This is a genomic window from Kitasatospora sp. NA04385 (assembly GCF_013364235.1).
Taxonomy (GTDB): domain Bacteria; phylum Actinomycetota; class Actinomycetes; order Streptomycetales; family Streptomycetaceae; genus Kitasatospora.
Genome location: NZ_CP054919.1, coordinates 5,064,187 through 5,081,835, shown reverse-complemented (window position 1 = coordinate 5,081,835; position 17,649 = coordinate 5,064,187). Strand labels below are relative to the sequence as shown.

Here is a 17,649-nt window from a genome sequence, read left to right as displayed (position 1 = left end):
CTGTAATACCCTGGAGTCATTCGACCCGTTACACCCCGCCCGGAAGGACCCCAGTGGAGCTCGCCTCGTACGCCGACTTCGCCGTCCGGCTGGTCAACAGCGAGGAACCCGGCCGCGGCACCGACGACCTCACCTCGGTGGACGCCGTCCGGTCCCTGTTCGGCACCCCCTCCCGGGCCGCGATGCTCGCCGACGAGGCCGACCTGCCCCGGCTGCGCGCCGTCCGCACCCGGCTGCGCGGGGTCTTCGAGGCCGCCGCCGCGGGCGAGGACGTCCGGGCCGTCGACCTGCTCAACAGCCTGATGGTGGAGTACCCCGTCAGCCCGCTGGTCTCCGGCCACGACGACCTGGACGACACCGGCCGCCCCAACTGGCACCTGCACCTGGCCGACAACGCCCCCACCGCCGCCGCCAACTACGCCGCCGTCGCCTGCATGGGCCTGGCCATCCACCTCACCGGCCTCGGCGTCGACCGGCTCGGCATCTGCCAGGCCGCCCCCTGCCGCAACGCCTACCTCGACACCTCCACCAACCGCTCCCGCCGCTACTGCTCCGACCGCTGCGCCACCCGCGCCAACGTCGCGGCCTACCGCGCCCGCAAGCGCCAGGAGGCCCAGCGGGCGCTGGCCGCCCAGGGTTGATGACGCGTCATCAGATGCCGTGACACCGGATGACGTGTCACTGGATGATGTGTCACCGGATGACGCAACACCGGTGTCACGTCACGAGGTTACGCGTCACTGAATGCCGCATCACTGGATGTCGCGACACGAAATGACACGTCACGGGTGTCGCGTCACTGAATGCCGCGTCACGGGTGTCACGTCACAAGGTGCCGCGTCACGGATGTCACATCACAAGGTGTCGCGTCACAAGGTGCCGCGTCACAGCTCCCCGTCGAACGGAACGCTGACCCCCAACCGCTCGGCGAACCGCGGCGCGCGCCCCCGCAGCGCCCGCTCCACCCGGCGCCCGGGCGCCAGCCAGGCCGGCCGGGGGGACAGCCGCAGCAGCACCCGGCCGAGCACCAACTCGTCCGGCACCGCGCCGTACTCGCGGCTGTCGGTGCGCACCAGCGGGTTGTCGGAGAGCATCCACCAGCCGCCCGGCCGCCGCTCCGCCGCGCGCTTGACCACCAGCAGGTCCTGCCGCAGCGGGTGCCGGAACAGCGCGATCGCCCCGGGCCGCAACCGCGCCCCGTAGCGGACCAGCACCCGGTCGCCGTCGGAGAGCAGTCGGCGCATCGACGGACCGGCGATGTCGGCGACGCCGAACGGTGTCCCATATCGCATGGTTCGAACTCCTTCTTTTGCCCTAGGCCACCGGGGCGACGGCGATTTCGGGCCGCCGTGGGGGTAATGTCGGGCCCGGGAAGACGATCTAAGGAAGGACCCCCATGTTCTCTCGTCTGTTTGCTCCGCGAGTCACCGCCCACGCCCACTGCGACCTGCCGTGCGGCGTGTACGACCCGGCCCAGGCCCGCATCGAGGCCGAGTCCGTGAAGGCCACTCAGGAGAAGTACCAGGCCAACGAGGACGCCGAGTTCCGCGCTCGCGCCATCGTCATCAAGGAGGAGCGCGCCGAGCTGGTCAAGCACCACCTCTCGGTGCTGCACACCGACTACTTCAAGGCCCCGCACTTCGAGGCCTACCCGGGCCTGCACGACCTGTTCAACCGCGCGGGCAAGGCCGCCTCGGCCGCCAAGGCGTCCACCGACCCGGCGACCGGCCAGGCCCTGCTGGACCTGATCGCCGAGATCGACGCGATCTTCTGGGAGACCAAGAAGGCCTGACCCCGCGTCAGCCCGCACCGGACACCCGGCTGCCACCGCCCCGCCCCGGGGCCCGGCAGCCGGGTGTCCGCGCTTCCGGGCGGGGCTCCCGGCCGGCTCCGCCCGCCCCTGCGCAAGCCCCTGCACAAACCCCCGCACAAGCCTTCGCGCAAGCCCCCGCGAGAGCCCCCGCGAGAGCCCGCGCCCGCCCGGCACCTCCCCAGCGCCTCCCCAGCGCCTCCCCAGCGCCTCCCCGCTGCCCCCGGCACCCCCGCTACCCCCGCCGCCCCCGGCGCCCGGCCGCGGGCGCCGTTTCCGCCGGTGCCGTCCCGGGCATAAAGGCCATTCCGGATGAAGGGGTGAGATGAGTACGCTCGACCGTATGATCCGCACCGCGACCCCCGCCGACGTCCCCTTCGTCCACGCCATGATCCGCGAGCTCGCCGAGTACGAGCGGGCCCTCGACGAGGCGGTGGCCACCGAGGAGCAGTTGCACGACGCGCTGTTCGGCGAGCACCCCGCGGTGTTCGGCCTGATCGCCGAGGAGGAGTCCGGCGAGCCGGTCGGCTTCGCCCTCTGGTTCCGCAACTTCTCGACCTGGCGCGGCACCCACGGCATCTACCTGGAGGACCTGTACGTCCGCCCGGAGAAGCGCGGCGGCGGCCACGGCAAGGCGCTGCTGACCGAGCTGGCCCGGATCTGCGTGGAGCGCGGGTACCAGCGGCTGGAGTGGTCGGTGCTGGACTGGAACGAGCCGTCGATCGGCTTCTACAAGTCGCTCGGCGCGGTGCCGATGGACGAGTGGACGGTCTTCCGGCTGACCGACGGCGCGCTCGCCGCGCTGGGCTCCGAACCGCGCTGAGCGCGACCCTGTTCGAACGGTGATCCCTCGCTCCCGTGACGGTGGCGCGAGATCACGACAGACCACCCCCGGGCGCGGTAACGTCTCGGGGCACAAGGCAGTTGAACCGAGCCAGTGGTGTTGGCAGCTCCCCGGCCGCAAGCACCGTGCGTCACCCAGGAGGTGAGGGTGTCCCAGATCGACGGCGAGCCCGGAGTGAAGGACTTCGTTGAGGTCCGGCTGCCCGCGGCGGGCGCCTATCTCTCGGTGCTGCGGACGGCGACGGCCGGCCTCGCGGCACGGCTCGACTTCACCCTGGACGAGATCGAGGATCTCCGCATCGCGGTGGACGAGGCCTGCGCGATCCTGCTCCAACAGGCCGTTCCCGGCTCGATCCTGAGCTGCGAGTTCCGCCTGGTGGGCGACGCGCTGCGGGTCACCGTGTCCGCCCCGACCACGGACGGCCGGGCCCCCGAGCGGGACACCTTCGCCTGGACGGTGCTCTCCGCGCTGGCCGGCGAGGTCGACTCGACGGTGGCCGCGGACAACACGGTCTCCATCAGCCTGCACAAGAAGCGCGGCGGGTCGCCGGGCCAGCCGTAGCCAGTGACGTGTTCTCGGAACGGAACGGGTGATCGCCGTGAGTGATCTGGACCGCACAGTTGCCGTCGTACCGCCGCAGGCGAGCGTCGCCCGCACCGCCACCCCTGACGAAGAAGCCCTCCCGAAGGACTCCCACCGGATGAGCCAGCCGACCGATCCGAAGCCCGAGCGGCCCGAGACGGCGCCCGCGGTCGAGCCCGCGGCGGACGACGGCCCGGCGGCCGCCGCCGAGGCCGTCCGTTCGACCGTGCCGGCCCAGGGCCACCGCAGCGGAGCTCCGGACCGCGAGGCGGCCCGGGCGCTGTTCGTGCGGCTGTCCGAGCTGCCGGAGGGGTCCGCGGAGCGGGTGGAGATCCGCAACCAGCTGGTCCGGATGCACATCCCGCTGGTGGAGCACCTGGCCCGCCGCTTCCGCAACCGCGGCGAACCGCTGGACGACCTGACCCAGGTCGCCACCATCGGCCTGATCAAGTCGGTGGACCGGTTCGACCACGAACGCGGGGTGGAGTTCTCCACGTACGCGACGCCGACCATCGTCGGCGAGATCAAGCGGCACTTCCGGGACAAGGGCTGGGCGGTGCGGGTGCCGCGCCGCCTGCAGGAGCTGCGGCTGTCGCTGACCACGGCGACCAGCGAGCTGTCCCAGCGGCACGGCCGGTCGCCGACGGTGCACGAGCTGGCCGAGCACCTGGGCATCTCGGAGGAGGACGTGCTGGAGGGCCTGGAGTCCGCCAACGCGTACTCCACCCTCTCGCTGGACGTGCCGGACAGCGACGACGAGTCGCCGGCCGTCGCGGACACCCTGGGCGCCACCGACGAGGCGCTGGAGGGCGTCGAGTACCGGGAGTCGCTGAAGCCGCTGCTGGCCCAACTGCCGCCCCGGGAGCAGAAGATCCTGGTGCTGCGGTTCTTCCGGAACATGACCCAGTCGCAGATCGCGGCCGAGGTCGGCATCTCCCAGATGCACGTCTCCCGGCTGCTGGCCCGCACCCTGGCCCAGTTGCGCGAGAAGCTGCTCGTCGAGGAGTAGGAGCGCGCCCGGGCCCCGTCACGACGGCGCAGGGCCCGTCCCCCGGGTGGGGGACGGGCCCTGCGCCGTCGTCGGCGTGCGGCGGCTACTGCCGCTCGTCGGGAGCGCCGTACAGCACGGCGGTGACCCTGGGGTTGAGCAGCGCCCCGATGCCGACCAGGCCGAGCAGTCCGACCGCGGCGCCGGCGGCGATCATCGCGCCGCCGGGCTGCCACATGTAGTACGCGACGGGCAGGCAGATCGAGTTGGTCAGCACGGCAGGGCTGCGGCCCCAGCGCTGCCCGCGCAGCAGCGCCCGGCCGGCCAGGACCGGCAGCAGGCCCATCAGCAGCAGGACGGCGCCGCCCAGCTCGGCGCGGCCGAAGTCGTCGGCGCCGGTGAAGCCGGCGACCAGGTTGTAGACGCCCCAGCCGGCCATCGCCGCGCCCTCCAGCGCGGTGAGCGCCGCGCCGACGAGCAGCGGGACGGGCCGGGCGGCGGCGGGGGTGGTGGCGGTGGCGGATTCAGCGGTCACCCGGCCAGGGTAACGGTCGGCCCGTCCAGGGCGGGTCGTAGGCTGATCACCATGCGCGCTCTCCTGGTCGTGAACCCGAAGGCGACCACCACCAGTGGTCGGACCCGGGACGTCCTGATCCATGCCCTGCGCAGCGACCTGAAGCTGGACGTCGCCCAGACCCAGTACCGGGGCCACGCGCGGGACCTGGCGCGGCAGGCGGCCGAGGACGGCTCGGTGGACCTGGTGGTGGCGCTGGGCGGCGACGGGACGGTCAACGAGGTGGTGAACGGCCTGCTGGCGCACGGCCCGGGCGAGCGGGTGCCGCGGCTGGCGGTGGTGCCGGGCGGTTCGACCAACGTGTTCGCCCGGGCGCTGGGCCTGCCGAACGACCCGGTGGAGGCGACCGGCGCGCTGCTGGACGCGCTGGCGGCCCGCCGGGAGCGGTCGATCGGCCTGGGCAAGGCGCTGACCGCCGGGGAGCCGGACCGCTGGTTCACCTTCACCGCGGGTCTGGGCTTCGACGCGGGCGTGGTCGGCCGGGTGGAGCGCCAGCGCCGTGCGGGGCGCAGATCCACGCACGCGCTCTACGTCGTCGAGGCGCTCCGGCACTACGTCACCGAGCGTGAACACCGCCGCTCGGGGCCGATCTCCCTGGAGATCAACGGCCAGGACCAGGTTCCGGGCATGGTGATGGCCATAGTCTCGAACACTTCACCGTGGACGTTCCTGGGTTCCCGTCCGGTCTTCCCCTCGCCTTCCGCGTCCTTCGAAACCGATCTGGACATCTTCGGCATCACTCGAATGACCGCGTTCCGGACCGCTCGAACGGTCCGTCAGATTCTTCGTCCGCTGCCCGCGACGGAGGGCGGTGAACGCCCGGCCGGGCCCTCCGGCAAACACCTCGTGTCCTATCACGACGTTCGGCACTTCACCTTGGTTTCAGAGGAACCGGCCCCGTTTCAGGTCGATGGGGACCACCTTGGAGACAGGAGTCGCGTCAGTTTCACAGGCGTACGGCGGGCACTGCGTGTGATTGTGTGACCAGAAGGGGGTCGTCACCTTGCACTCGAACGTTCGAACCCCTTCACCCCATAGAAGTACCGCCTGTGAGGTAGGCGACACCGAAGAATCAAAAATTTCTTGCCGAAGGGGGTTGTATCCGGCTTCGAGGTTTGCGAACCTCTACATGGCGATCGGGACACACCGCAGCGGGACACCGCGGGAGAGCCCCTCGAATCGCCGAACCCCCCTCAGCACAGACCGCCCGGGCCCGATGGGCCTTAGGTCCCTTTTGCTGTTGCGGGATTCGTGAAAGCGTTCACATTCACAAGCCATTCGAGTGAGTCACGGGCCACCGCCCGCGACCGGAGGAGTTGGACGACCATGGACTGGCGCCACCGCGCTGTCTGCCGCGAAGAGGACCCGGAGCTGTTCTTCCCGATCGGGAACACCGGCCCCGCTCTGCTGCAGATCGAGGAAGCCAAGGCCGTGTGCCGCCGTTGTCCCGTGATGGAGCAGTGCCTGCAGTGGGCGCTCGAAACCGGCCAGGACGCCGGCGTCTGGGGCGGCATGAGCGAGGACGAGCGTCGCGCGATGAAGCGCCGCGCTGCCCGCAACCGCGCCCGCACCGCCTGAAACACCCGCTGACGATCCGTCAGCAGCACTGAAGATCAACCCACGATCAAGGGTTCGGCCGCGACTGGCCGGCCGAGCCTTCCCGAACGGGCCCCGCTCGATCCACGGGTCCGACGACGCGAGCCGCCCAGGCACTTGATACTGTTCACGCAGAGCAATATCGTTGGCCTGTGGCGCTCACCGTGTGCAAGCACGGGGCGGGCGTCGCGCCACACCAGAAGCCCCCGTTCCGGCCGACTCCCCCCGACGGCCGGACCGGGTCGAGAGGCCCTGCCGACCCACCCCCCCCCGGTCGGCAGGGCCTCGTTTCTGTCTCCGCCAGCGGACGGGGCTCCGCCACCGGACCGGGCTCCGCTACCGGACGGGGATCTCCAGCACCACCTTGGTGCCGCCCTCGGGCGCGGCCACCATGTCGAAGGTGCCGCCGAGTTCGCCGGTGGCCAGGGTGCGGACGATCTGCAGGCCGAGGTTGCCGGCCTGCTGCGGGTCGAAGCCCTCGGGCATGCCGCGGCCGTCGTCCTGCACGGTGATCAGCAGGTACTCCTCGGGCTTGGCGCCGTTGTTCCAGGTGTCCGACCAGCCCTTGCCGCCGGAGGGCGCGCGGCCGCGCAGGGCGCTGACCTCCAGGTTGCCGGAGGCGCTGGGGCCGAAGGCGTGCTCCAGGGCGTTCTGGGTGAGCTCGGTGAGGATCATCGCCAGCGGGGTGGCGACCTCGGCGGACAGGATGCCGAAGGAGCCGCTGCGGCGGGCCACCACCCGGCCGTCCTGGGAGAGTTCCATCACCATGGCCAGCACCCGGTCGGCGATCTCGTCGAAGGCCACCGACTCGTCCAGGGCCTGGGAGAGCGTCTCGTGCACGATGGCGATCGAGCCGACCCGGCGGACGGCCTCGTCCAGGGCGGCCCGGCCGGCGGCCGAGTCCATCCGGCGGGACTGCAGCCGCAGCAGCGCGGCGACGGTCTGCAGGTTGTTCTTCACCCGGTGGTGGATCTCCCGGATGGTGGCGTCCTTGGTCATCAACTCGCGGTCGCGGCGCCGCAGTTCGGTGACGTCCCGGCAGAGCACCAGGGAGCCGGTGGGGGTGCCCTTGGGCTTGAGCGGGATGGTCCGCAGGGTCACCACGCCGCCCTGCGCCTCGACCTCGGTCTGCCGGGGCGCCCAGCCGCTGGCCATCTTCACCAGCGCCTCGTGCACCGCGCTGCGGCTGGGCGGCACCAGTTCGGCGGTGGACTTGCCGAGGTGACTGCCCACCAGGTCGGTGGTCAGGCCGAGCCGGTGGTAGGCGGAGAGCGCGTTGGGGCTGGCGTAGGTGACCACGCCCTCCACGTCGAGCCGGATCAGGCCGTCGCCGACCCGCGGGGCGGCGTCCATGTCGGCCTGTTCGGCGCCGGGGTAGGGGAAGGTGCCGGCCGCGATCATCTGGGCCAGGTCGGAGGCGCTCTGCAGGTAGGTGAGCTCCAGCCGGCTGGGGGTGCGGACGGTCAGCAGGTTGGTGTTGCGGGCGATCACGCCGAGCACCTTGCCGTCCCGGCGCACCGGGATGGACTCCACCCGCACCGGCACCTCCTCGCGCCACTCCGGGTCGCCCTCGCGGACGATCCGGCCCTCGTCGTAGGCGGCGTCCAGCAGCGGCCGGCGGCCCCGGGGTACCAGGTGGCCGACCATGTCGTCCTGGTACGAGGTGGGGCCGGTGTTGGGCCGCATCTGGGCCACCGAGACGTAGCGGATGCCGTCCCAGGTGGGGATCCACAGCACCAGGTCGGCGAAGGAGAGGTCGGAGAGCAGCTGCCACTCCGAGACCAGGAGGTGCAGCCACTCCACGTCGGCACCGGTGAGGGTGGTGTGGCGGCGGACGAGTTCGTTCAGCGAGGGCACACGGTGAGGGTATCGCCGACCGCCCCGGGGCATGTTGTCCAGACCAATTGCGGGACGCCTCTGGACAACCCAGATTGGTCTAGTCCACAATGAAGATGCACCAAGGAGAGGCCCTCCGCGCAACTGCCCTGACCGCGCGAGGCCCCTCCTCGGTCGGAGGCGTCGTTCGAGGGTCCCGCACAACCCTCGGACGGTCCCCGTCTCCGGCATACAGCTCCGGGCTACGGTGCCGCACAGGTTGAGGGTCCTGTGTCGGCGCCGTGGCCCGTAGTGTTTTCCGGCCCGTTTCCCGAAGCACCCGTTCCCCGAAGCACCCGTTCCCCGGAGCAGGTGCGCGCGGAACGCCTCGACGCCCGTGCCCGGGTACGCAGGAGCCGCCCCCGCAGAACCTCGCGGGGGCGGCTCCTGCGCGTCCCGGGCGCTCCCGGGCCGGTGTCCCGGCCCGGGCGTGTCTCAGTGGGTCTCGGTGACCTTGGCGAGCGCGCGGGGGGCGTCCGGGTCCTGGCCGCGGGCGATGGTGACCTCGTAGGCCAGCAGCTGCAGCGGCAGGATCTCCAGGATCGGCTGGACCTCCTGGGGCACGCCGGCCGGCAGCGCGAAGCCCGCGCTGGCGGCGTCGACCTGGTCCTGCTGGCCGATCACCACGAGGTCCGCGCCGCGGCCGCGCAGGCGGTCCAGGACGGGCTGCAGGGCCTCGCCGCCCTTGCCGTCCGGGACGATCGCGATGACCGGCGAGACGTTGTCCACCATGGCCAGCGGGCCGTGCAGCAGGTCGGCGCCGGAGAACGGCGACGCCGGGATGTAGGTGGTCTCCATCAGCTTCAGCGCCGCCTCGCGGGCGGTCGGGTAGCCGTAGCCGCGCGAGGTGATGACCAGGCGCTGGGCGAAGCGGTAGCGCTCGGCCAGGTCCTTGACCTCGCCCTGGCGGGCCAGGATGCCGGCCGCCAGCTCGGGCAGCGCCTTCGCCGCGGAGCCGTCGCCGCCGCGCAGGCCCTCGACGAACAGGTACAGCGCCAGCAGCTCGGCGGTGTAGGTCTTGGTGGCGGGCAGCGCCTTCTCCGGGCCGGCCAGCACGTCGATGTGGAACTCGGAGACCTCGGCGAGCGGCGAGGCGGCGTTGTTGGTGACCGCCAGGGTGATCGCGCCGGCCTCGCGGGCCGCCTTGGTGGAGGCCACCAGGTCGGGCGAGCCGCCGGACTGGCTGACCGTGATGACCAGGCAGTCGGTGAGGTCCGGCTTGGCGCCGTACGCGGTGGTGGTGGACATCGAGGTCAGGCCGGCCGGCTTGCCGAGCAGCACCTCGATCAGGTACTTGGCGTACAGCGCGGCGTTGTCGGAGGTCCCGCGGGCGGTCAGCAGGACGAAGCGCGGGTTGCGGGCGGCGATCTGCGCGGCGATCTCACGGATCGCGGGCGCGCCCTCGTCGAGGATGCGCTGCAGGACGGCCGGCTGCTCGGCCATCTCCGCCGACATGATCCTGCCGGGTACGGAAACAGTCTGCGGGTCGGACATCGGGGTGTGCCTCCGTGGAGAGATGGTTCGACCCCGTGGGGCGGGACGCCCGACGGGGACCTCTGAACGGCGGCGAGTCCGCACCCTCGCTGCGTGGAACTGTTCTGAGGCGATCCTACGTGCGACCGGGCCCCGGGGCACACTCCGTGACGGTGTGCCGGGGCCCGGTCTCAGGGTTCGGGACGGCGGCCGGTCAGCCCGCGTCGTTGATCAGCTGGTCCATCTGGGCGTCGGCCTCCTTGGTGGCGTCCTCGACGCTCTTGCCGGCGAAGATCGCGTTCAGCATGTTGGTCAGGATGTTCTGCTTCTCGATCGCGCCCCAGCCGGGGGCCGCCGGGGTGAACCAGGCGTCCTGCACCGCGTTGGCCGCGGCGGCGGTGGTGGCCTTGTTCTTCATCGGGGCCAGCTGGACCAGGTTGTTGGGCAGGGTGTCCTTGTCGACCAGCACCTGCTCGGACTTGGTGCTGGTGAACATCCGCACCCAGTCGGCGGCCGCCTGGGCGTTCGCCGACTTGGCGGTGACCGCCAGGTCGGAGCCGCCGATGAAGGAGGGCAGCGGCTTGTCGTTGGGGCCGGGCATCGCGGCGACCTTGAGCACGTCCTGCAGCGCCGGGGTGCCGGTGATCGGGGCGGTGGCGACGCTCTGCTCCCAGCCGTTGGCGTAGATCAGGCCGGCCTTCTCGTGGCCGAGCACCTTGGCCTGGTCCTGCTCGTTGACCTTCAGGTCGCCCTTGTTGTACTTGCGCACCAGGTCGACGAAGTGCTGCAGGCCCTGCTGGGACTTGGTGTCGTGCAGGGTGCCGTGCCAGTTGCCGGACGAGTCGTAGCGGGCGATCGCGCCGCCGTACGCGTTGACGTAGGACATCGCGGCGTACCAGTAGGGGCCGGGCAGATACAGCGCCGAGTAGCCGGGGGTGCCCTTGTACTTGTTGGCGACCTTGTCGAGGGCGCCGAGCAGCTGGTCCTCGGACTGCGGGAGCTCCGCGGAGCCGGTGGCGTCCTGGAACATCTTCGAGTTGTAGAGGCCGACGCGGGCGCCCGCGTAGTAGGGCACGCAGTAGAGCGTGTCCTTGTAGGTGCAGGTCTCGGCGAGACCCTTGATCCAGTTGTCGGAGTTGTCGAAGCTCCCGCGGTCCAGCTTCAGCAGCGAGCCGTTGACCATGTACTTCAGGGTCTCGGTGTTGCCCAGCTCGACCACGTCCGGAGCCTGGCCGGAGGCGAGCGCCTCGTCCAGCTCGCCGACCTTGGTCCCCCACTCGTGGTAGCTGAGCTTGATCTGGACCTTCGGGTACTTCGCGGCGAACTCGTCGTTGACCTGCTGGACCAGGTCGGGCCAGCTCTTCTGGGCGTCGTTCATCAGCCAGACGGTCACGCTGCCGGTCACGTCCTTCGCGTCGACGTTCGTCGGCGAGGGCGACGGGCTGCCGGACGAGCAGCCCGCGGCGGTGGCCAACAGGGCAGCGGTGCTGAGCGTGGCCAGTACCTGACGCTTCACGCAATCCTCCGGATGGGGGCGGGGAGGTCTGCGCAGTGGTACAGACCAGATTTTCGGATCTTGGCCTAGACCATTTTGAGGCGTCAACGCAGGTGCGGTTTCGCACCCGGCTCGTTGTCAATCCGTTGCCTTCCTTGGCCCGACCACGTCAAACATTGGCGGAGCCATGACCTACGCATGACTTTAGGGTCACTTAAGGTGACCCTCGGTGATCCGAATCGATCAAGCGCAATTGCCGAAATCACCGGCTCCCCGATTTATCCGGCCCGGCCGCCCGGCGGCCCCCGCCCGGCGCGGGGCGGGCACCCGCCGGGGCGGCCGACGGGCGGACCAGCGCCCGTCGGATACGCACGATTTCCCCCCGGAGCGGGATCGGCGCTGCCGGGGGCGGGGCCGCGCGCCCCGCGGACGCCGGGACCTGCGGCGGCGCGCCCGGCCCGCCCGTCGGCGGGCGCCCGGACGGCGGCCCGCCGGGCCCGGTCCGGCGGAAAACCCGGGCGTCCGCGGGCCGCGCGGCGGCGCCGCGGGCGGGCCGGGAAATCCGCGGAACTCCCGGCCGCGATTCCGGCCGGGCATTGCCGGGCCCGCACGGAAAACCGGGGAGGAGGCCCCCGGTATTGGGCCCGACGCATTAAGCCGGGAAACTCCGCCGCTAGTTTCGCCCGCAGGCCCGCCCGCGCGGGCGGGCCTGCGGGCGGACCCGGGGCGGGCGCGGGGCGCGGGCGCGACCGCGCGGAGCGGACGCACCGGCCCGGGCCGGGCCGGGCCGGGGATGCGGCCCCTGCCGCCGGCCCGGCACCGGGGCGGGGTTGACATGGCCGCACAAATATGCCGCACGGAGGAGGTCCGCCACCCGTTCCGGAAGTGGTCCAGTCGTGGTCCGGGCGTTCCGGTGTCCCGATAGGTCCCGTTTCCTCCCCGCCTTGGTCCAGTCCAACACGGCCGAGTCAAGCGTTGATAACGGCTTGTGCAACCGCTCTTTGAACCCTTGACGCTCGTCATTGGTCCATGCCAACCTCCAGGCGTTGGTCTAAACCAATGGTCTACTCCACCTCACGGATCGGCCCGCCGGCCCCGGCAGTTCGTATTCGTGTCACCTGGTGACGTTCCCCCCTACGGCACAACGCAGCTCCAGGCCAGTCGGCCCAGCAGCCCGGTGCCCTACCTTGCTCATCCCTCTGGAGGATGGTTTGAACCGCAAGATCGCAGCCGTGGCCGCTATCGCCACCGTGCTCGTCGCCTCGGCCTGCTCGTCGTCTTCTTCGTCCGACGGCGCCAAGTCGGGTGACATCCTGAGCAAGGACGGCAAGGGCAAGAAGATCACCGTCTGGCTGATGGACGACGCCCAGAAGCAGTGGAACGACGTGGTCGAGGCCGCGAAGACCCAGTTCAAGAACGAGACCGGCGCCGACGTCGACATCCAGTGGCAGACCTGGGCCAACTACACCACCAAGGTCGACACCGCCCTCCTCTCGGACAACGCGCCCGACGCGATCGAGATCGGCAACACCCAGGCCGCCAAGTACATCGACGCCGAGTCCTTCGTCGACCTCACCTCGGTCAAGGGCCAGTTCGACAACTCGGACAAGTGGCTGGACTCGCTGGCCGCCTCCGGCCAGTCGGCCGACGGCTCCAAGACCTACGCCGTCCCGTACTACGCCGGCGCCCGCGTCATGATCTACCGCAAGGACCTGTTCGAGAAGGCCGGCGTCACCACGCCCCCCACCACCCTGGCCGAGCTGAAGACCGCTCTGGACAAGGTCAAGGCCGACAACGCGGGCACCGCCAACTTCTCCGCCCTGTACCTGCCGGGCAAGAACTGGTACACCGCCGTCTCCTTCGGCGCCGGCTCCTACGGCGTGAAGAACGTCATCGGCAAGAACGAGGGCGGCAAGTGGGCCAGCACCCTCAGCGACCCGAAGTTCGTCGAGGGCGTCAACACCTGGAACGAGCTGCAGAAGGCGTACTCGGTCGGCGGCACCACCGTTGACGAGACCGACCAGGACGCCCGCATGGCGCAGGGCAACATCGCCGCCATCATCGGCAACGGCTGGGAGGTCGGCTCGGTCATCGACCCGAAGGCCGGCAACCCGGAGCTGAAGGACAAGCTCGCCACCATCGCCCTCCCGGGTGCGGCGGCCGGCGACCCGACCCCCGCCTTCCTCGGCGGCTCGGACCTGGCCGTGCCGGAGAAGGCCAAGAACGCCGGCCTGGGCGCGTACTTCCTGAAGATCTTCACCAACACCGCGCAGCAGACCGCGCTGGCCAAGCACGCGATCCCGAACGCCAAGAACCTGGTCGACGCCTTCAAGGCCGCCGACCCGGCCAACGAGGCCGCCGGTAACGCCGCCCAGGGCAAGACCTGGTTCATCCCGAACTCGCCGCTGTGGTCCGGCTCGAACGAGACCGAGCTGAAGAACGCCCTCAGCGCGATCGCCGCCGGCGGTGACGCGGCCACCGAGCTCAAGAACGCCGAGGCCAAGGTCGTCGGCTCCCTGAACGGCTGACAGTCAACTGAACCGCAAGGTCGGTCCGGGGAGTCCGGAACTCCCCGGACGGACCACGCACTGAGCGCAGGTTAGGGGGTGGGCAGTCCGCGATCACGCGGGCTGCCCACCCGTGCGCCAGGACCGATCAGATCCGCGGGCCCGGGAAGGACCCTGATGAGCGTGACGACCAACGAGACCGTGACACGGTCCGAAAGCCAGGGGCCCGCCCCGGTGAAGAAGCCGCAGCGGCGCGGTGTCTTCGCGGGCGGCCAGTACATTCCCTACACCCTCCTGCTGCCCGCGATCGTCGTGCTCGCGGGCGTCCTGGTGTACCCGATCTACAAGCTGATCGACCTGTCGTTCCTGAACGTCAACAAGTTCGCCTACCTGGCGCACCCGGAGAAGGCCAGCTACATCGGCTTCGACGGGTACAGCAAGGTGCTGAGCGACGACACCTTCTGGGACGTGGTCCTGCGCTCGATCTACTTCACCGCGGAGCTGGTCATCCTCTCCATGGTGCTGAGCATGCTGCTCGCGCTGCTGCTCAACCGGGTCTCCGCCTGGGTCCGGGTCACGTTCTTCACCGTGATGATGTTCGTCTGGGCGATCCCGGCGCTGGTCAACGGCCAGGTCTTCCGCTGGCTGTTCTCCTCCAACAGCGGCGTGGTCGACTACATCGCCTACCTGCTCACCGGTGACGAGACCTGGAAGCACTACGACTGGTTCGCCGACTCGACCGTCGGCCTGTACGTGGTCGGTGCCTCCGTCGTCATCTGGGGCGCCCTGCCCTTCCTGGTGCTGGGCCTGTACGCCGCGCTCACCCAGGTGCCCAAGGAGCTGATGGAGGCCGCCAAGCTCGACGGCGCCAACAGCCTCCAGGCCTTCCGCCACGTGACCGTCCCGGTCATCCGGCCCTTCCTGATGATCAGCACCGCGCTGAGCTTCATCTGGGACTTCCAGGTCTTCGCGCAGATCTACTCGCTGCGCAACTCCTCCCCCGAGGAGGGCTACCAGACCATCGGCATCTACCTGTACATGCACGGAGTCGGCTCCTCGCAGTACAGCAACGCCTCGGTCATCTCCATCGTGATGATCCTCATGATGCTGGCGGTGCTGGTGTTCTACATCCGCCAGATGCTCAAGATCGGAGCCAACGAGCGATGAGCGACGTCCTTTCCCCCGCTCCGAAGACCCAGCAGCCGCTGCCTCCGGTCAAGAAGCCGAAGAAGTCCCGGGAGACCGAGGTCGGGCGCAGCGGCGTCATGACCTGGATCTGGAACGGCATCGCGCTGTTCTTCGCTCTGGTGATGGCCTTCCCGATCTACTGGATGATCATCACCACCTTCAAGACCAACAAGGACCTGATCTCCCAGGACCCGACGTTCTGGCCGTCGTCGTTCTCGCTGGACAGCTACAAGACGATCTTCGACGACGCGAGCTTCCTGCCGGCGATGCGCAGCACGCTGATCCTGACCCTGGGCTCGGTGGTGCTCGGCGTCGCGATCGGCTTCCTGGCCGCCGTCGCCGTGGCCCGGTTCAACTTCCGCGGCCGCAGCTTCTTCATCGTGACCATGCTGGTGGTCCAGATGGTGCCGCTGATCGCGATCCTCATCCCGCTGTTCGTGGTGATGAACAACGCGAACATGACCGGCACCCTGTTCGGCGTCATCCTCGCCTACCTGGTCTTCACCGTCCCGTACGTGATCTGGACGCTGCGCTCGTTCATCGTGAACATCCCGGCGGAGCTGGACGAGGCCGCGATGGTCGACGGCTGCACCCAGTGGGGCGCGTTCTTCCGGATCATCCTGCCGCTCACCATGCCCGGCCTGGTCACCACCGCGGTGTACAGCTGGATCCAGGCCTGGAACGAGTTCATCGTCGCCAGCATGCTGCTGAGCACCAGCGGCCACAACACGCAGACCGCGATGACCTGGCTGACGTTCTACTCGTCCACGCCGACCCGGGCCGCCGACTACGGCTCGCAGATGGCCGGCGGTCTGCTGGTCTCGCTGCCCGTGATCATCCTGTTCGTGTTCTTCCAGAAGAAGGTGTCGGCGGGTCTCACCGCCGGTGCGGTCAAGGGCTGAGCCCCCTTCCCCACCATCCACCGCACCCGTAACACCCCTCACCTCCAGGGAAGGAACCAAGGCGATGCCCGGTACGGAAAGCGCCGATCTCCTCCGCGACGCCGGAGCGGTCCTGCAGCCCGGTTTCGCCGGTCTGACCGCGCCCGAGTGGCTGCGCCGCAGACTGGGCGACGGCGAGCTCGGCGGCGTCGCCCTGTTCGGCCGCAACATCCGCACCCCGCAGCAGGTCGCCGCCCTGACCTCGGAGCTGTACGCGCTCAACGGGGACCTGCTGGTCGCCACCGACGAGGAGGGCGGCGACGTCACCCGCCTCGAGGTGGTCAGCGGCTCCTCCTACCCGGGCAACCTGGCGCTCGGTGAGGTCGACGACACCGACCTCACCGAGCGGGTCGCCCGCTCCATCGGGTTCGACCTGTCCAGCGTCGGCGTGAACCTGAACTACGCGCCCGACGCGGACGTCAACTCCAACCCGGACAACCCGGTGATCGGCGTCCGGTCCTTCGGCGGCGACGGCGACTTGGCCGCCCGCCACACCGCCGCGTACGTCCGCGGCCTGCAGTCCGCCGGCGTCGCGGCCTGCGCCAAGCACTTCCCCGGCCACGGCGACACGGCCGGCGACTCGCACCTGGGCCTGCCCCGGATCGACCTCGCCCTCGACCAGTTCGCCGAGCACCTGCTGCCCTTCCGCGCCGCCATCGCGGCCGGCGTGAAGAGCATCATGACCGCGCACATCCTGTTCGACGCCTACGACGCCCAGCTGCCCGCGACCATGTCGCAGCGCATCCTGACCGGCCTGCTCCGCGAGGAGCTCGGCTTCGACGGGCTGATCGTCACCGACGGCATCGAGATGGGCGCCATCTCCGGCACCCACGGCGTCGCGGCCGGCTCGGTGCGGGCCATCGCGGCCGGCGCCGACACCATCTGCGTCGGCGGCGGCCTGCAGGACGAGGACGCCTTCGTCTACCTGCGCGACGCGCTGGTCTGGGCGGTCCGCGAGGGCCGGCTGTCCGCGGAGCGGCTGCACGAGGCCGCCGAGCGCAACCGGGCCGTCGCCCGCTGGTCGGCCGGCGTCCGGGCCTCGCTGGTCGGCCAGCAGGCCGAGGTCGGCGTCGGCCTGACCGCCGCCCGCCGCGCGCTGCGGGTCACCGGCGAGCTGCGCCCGCTGGGCGGCGTCCCGCACGTGGTGGAGTTCTCCCCGGGCGCGAACATCGCGGCCGGCGACGAGACCCCCTGGGGCGTGGCCGGCCCGCTGGCCGAGCTGGTGCCCGGCACCACCTCCAGCCGGGTCGCGCCGCCCGCGACCGTGACCGAGGGCTCCGGCCTGCTGCACGTCGCGGTCGCCGCCGAGGACGCCGAGATCGACACCGCCCCGCTGCTGGGCGCCTCGGTCGGCCGCCCGCTGGTGCTGGTGGTGCGCGACGTGCACCGGCACGGCTGGATGCGCCGGGCCGCGCTGGCCCTGGTCGAGCACCGGCCGGACGCGGTGGTGGTGGAGATCGGCACCGCCCACGGCACGGCCGAGCTGTTCGCCCCGTACGGGGTGACCACGCTGGCCACCTACGGCGGCTCCCGGGTCGGCGGGATCGCCGCGGCGGAAGCCCTCGCGGGGCTCGCCGTGACGGCCGCCAAGGCCGGCTGAGACACTCGGGACGGGCCCGGGACGGGCGCCTGGCGCCCGTCCCGGGCCCCTCGCGTACCCGGCGGGCCGCCCCGAATGCGGCCGGGGGCTCACGATTGTTCTGCCGCGCGTGCAAACATGTGCTGTTACATAGGACTTAGGGGTCCGTTAAGGGACCGCCTCCAACGAGGAGTGAG

General features: G+C 70.7%; 16 protein-coding genes. 11 read left to right on the top strand and 5 right to left on the bottom strand.

Annotated features, from left to right (window positions below; all coding sequences use genetic code 11):
* Positions 1 to 53 precede the first annotated feature (53 nt).
* On the top strand, positions 54 to 641 hold the full coding sequence (locus HUT16_RS22780) for a CGNR zinc finger domain-containing protein (RefSeq protein WP_176189950.1): 588 nt from the start codon (positions 54 to 56) through the stop codon (positions 639 to 641).
* A 243-nt stretch (positions 642 to 884) separates the two neighbouring features.
* Here the strand turns inward: HUT16_RS22780 and sodX are convergent, their stop codons facing one another.
* On the bottom strand, positions 885 to 1,292 hold the full coding sequence (gene sodX, locus HUT16_RS22775; RefSeq protein WP_176189949.1) for a nickel-type superoxide dismutase maturation protease: 408 nt from the start codon (positions 1,290 to 1,292) through the stop codon (positions 885 to 887).
* 104 nt (positions 1,293 to 1,396) lie between these two features.
* On the opposite strand from sodX, the gene sodN reads away from it, so the two are divergent.
* From sodN to HUT16_RS22755, 4 genes are all read left to right on the top strand, one after another.
* Complete coding sequence (sodN, locus tag HUT16_RS22770) at positions 1,397 to 1,792, top strand: superoxide dismutase, Ni (RefSeq protein ID WP_030457790.1); 396 nt, start codon at positions 1,397 to 1,399, stop codon at positions 1,790 to 1,792.
* Between the two features lie 361 nt (positions 1,793 to 2,153).
* Positions 2,154 to 2,633, top strand: coding sequence for a GNAT family N-acetyltransferase (locus tag HUT16_RS22765; protein ID WP_176189948.1), 480 nt, complete (start codon positions 2,154 to 2,156; stop codon positions 2,631 to 2,633).
* Between the two features lie 168 nt (positions 2,634 to 2,801).
* Positions 2,802 to 3,215 carry an anti-sigma regulatory factor gene (locus tag HUT16_RS22760; RefSeq protein WP_043915977.1) on the top strand — a complete coding sequence of 138 codons (414 nt, stop codon included), beginning with the start codon at positions 2,802 to 2,804 and terminating at the stop codon, positions 3,213 to 3,215.
* Between the two features lie 37 nt (positions 3,216 to 3,252).
* Complete coding sequence (locus HUT16_RS22755) at positions 3,253 to 4,245, top strand: RNA polymerase sigma factor SigF (protein WP_176189947.1); 993 nt, start codon at positions 3,253 to 3,255, stop codon at positions 4,243 to 4,245.
* 85 nt (positions 4,246 to 4,330) lie between these two features.
* On the opposite strand, the gene HUT16_RS22750 is transcribed toward HUT16_RS22755, so the two are convergent.
* Entirely contained in the window at positions 4,331 to 4,759 is a 429-nt protein-coding gene (locus tag HUT16_RS22750; RefSeq protein WP_176189946.1) for a hypothetical protein, read from the bottom strand.
* Between the two features lie 51 nt (positions 4,760 to 4,810).
* Here HUT16_RS22750 and HUT16_RS22745 point away from each other — a divergent pair, with 51 nt between their 5' ends.
* A complete protein-coding gene (locus HUT16_RS22745) occupies positions 4,811 to 5,782 on the top strand; it encodes a diacylglycerol kinase family protein (RefSeq protein ID WP_176189945.1) in 972 nt (323 codons plus the stop codon).
* 342 nt (positions 5,783 to 6,124) lie between these two features.
* Positions 6,125 to 6,376 carry a WhiB family transcriptional regulator gene (locus HUT16_RS22740; RefSeq protein ID WP_014138019.1) on the top strand — a complete coding sequence of 84 codons (252 nt, stop codon included), beginning with the start codon at positions 6,125 to 6,127 and terminating at the stop codon, positions 6,374 to 6,376.
* Positions 6,377 to 6,730: 354 nt separating this feature from the next.
* Here the strand turns inward: HUT16_RS22740 and HUT16_RS22735 are convergent, their stop codons facing one another.
* The 3 genes from HUT16_RS22735 to HUT16_RS22725 all read right to left on the bottom strand — a co-directional run bounded on the left by HUT16_RS22735 (position 6,731) and on the right by HUT16_RS22725 (position 11,258).
* Positions 6,731 to 8,251, bottom strand: a complete 1,521-nt coding sequence (locus HUT16_RS22735; RefSeq protein WP_176189944.1) for a sensor histidine kinase — start codon at positions 8,249 to 8,251, stop codon at positions 6,731 to 6,733.
* 453 nt (positions 8,252 to 8,704) lie between these two features.
* Positions 8,705 to 9,763: an SIS domain-containing protein gene (locus tag HUT16_RS22730; RefSeq protein WP_176189943.1), complete on the bottom strand. Its 1,059-nt coding sequence runs from the start codon at positions 9,761 to 9,763 to the stop codon at positions 8,705 to 8,707.
* Positions 9,764 to 9,956: 193 nt separating this feature from the next.
* A complete protein-coding gene (locus HUT16_RS22725) occupies positions 9,957 to 11,258 on the bottom strand; it encodes an extracellular solute-binding protein (protein WP_176189942.1) in 1,302 nt (433 codons plus the stop codon).
* A 1,211-nt stretch (positions 11,259 to 12,469) separates the two neighbouring features.
* On the opposite strand from HUT16_RS22725, the gene HUT16_RS22720 reads away from it, so the two are divergent.
* From HUT16_RS22720 to HUT16_RS22705, 4 genes are all read left to right on the top strand, one after another.
* Positions 12,470 to 13,765: an extracellular solute-binding protein gene (locus HUT16_RS22720; protein WP_254897944.1), complete on the top strand. Its 1,296-nt coding sequence runs from the start codon at positions 12,470 to 12,472 to the stop codon at positions 13,763 to 13,765.
* 180 nt (positions 13,766 to 13,945) lie between these two features.
* Positions 13,946 to 14,911 (top strand): carbohydrate ABC transporter permease, encoded by a 966-nt coding sequence (locus tag HUT16_RS22715; RefSeq protein ID WP_254897943.1) that lies wholly within the window; start codon positions 13,946 to 13,948, stop codon positions 14,909 to 14,911.
* Positions 14,908 to 15,834, top strand: coding sequence for a carbohydrate ABC transporter permease (locus tag HUT16_RS22710; RefSeq protein ID WP_176189940.1), 927 nt, complete (start codon positions 14,908 to 14,910; stop codon positions 15,832 to 15,834). Before HUT16_RS22715 ends, HUT16_RS22710 begins: the two co-directional genes overlap by 4 nt.
* 64 nt (positions 15,835 to 15,898) lie before the next feature.
* Entirely contained in the window at positions 15,899 to 17,473 is a 1,575-nt protein-coding gene (locus HUT16_RS22705; protein WP_176189939.1) for a glycoside hydrolase family 3 protein, read from the top strand.
* Positions 17,474 to 17,649 lie beyond the last annotated feature (176 nt).

Coding starts and splice junctions, on each gene's coding strand:
- HUT16_RS22705 (WP_176189939.1), top strand. CDS start 15,899: ATGCCCGGTACGGAAAGCGCCGATCTCCTCCGCGACGCCGGAGCGGTC.
- sodX (WP_176189949.1), bottom strand. CDS start 1,292: ATGCGATATGGGACACCGTTCGGCGTCGCCGACATCGCCGGTCCGTCG.
- HUT16_RS22765 (WP_176189948.1), top strand. CDS start 2,154: ATGATCCGCACCGCGACCCCCGCCGACGTCCCCTTCGTCCACGCCATG.
- HUT16_RS22730 (WP_176189943.1), bottom strand. CDS start 9,763: ATGTCCGACCCGCAGACTGTTTCCGTACCCGGCAGGATCATGTCGGCG.
- HUT16_RS22740 (WP_014138019.1), top strand. CDS start 6,125: ATGGACTGGCGCCACCGCGCTGTCTGCCGCGAAGAGGACCCGGAGCTG.
- sodN (WP_030457790.1), top strand. CDS start 1,397: ATGTTCTCTCGTCTGTTTGCTCCGCGAGTCACCGCCCACGCCCACTGC.
- HUT16_RS22745 (WP_176189945.1), top strand. CDS start 4,811: ATGCGCGCTCTCCTGGTCGTGAACCCGAAGGCGACCACCACCAGTGGT.
- HUT16_RS22710 (WP_176189940.1), top strand. CDS start 14,908: ATGAGCGACGTCCTTTCCCCCGCTCCGAAGACCCAGCAGCCGCTGCCT.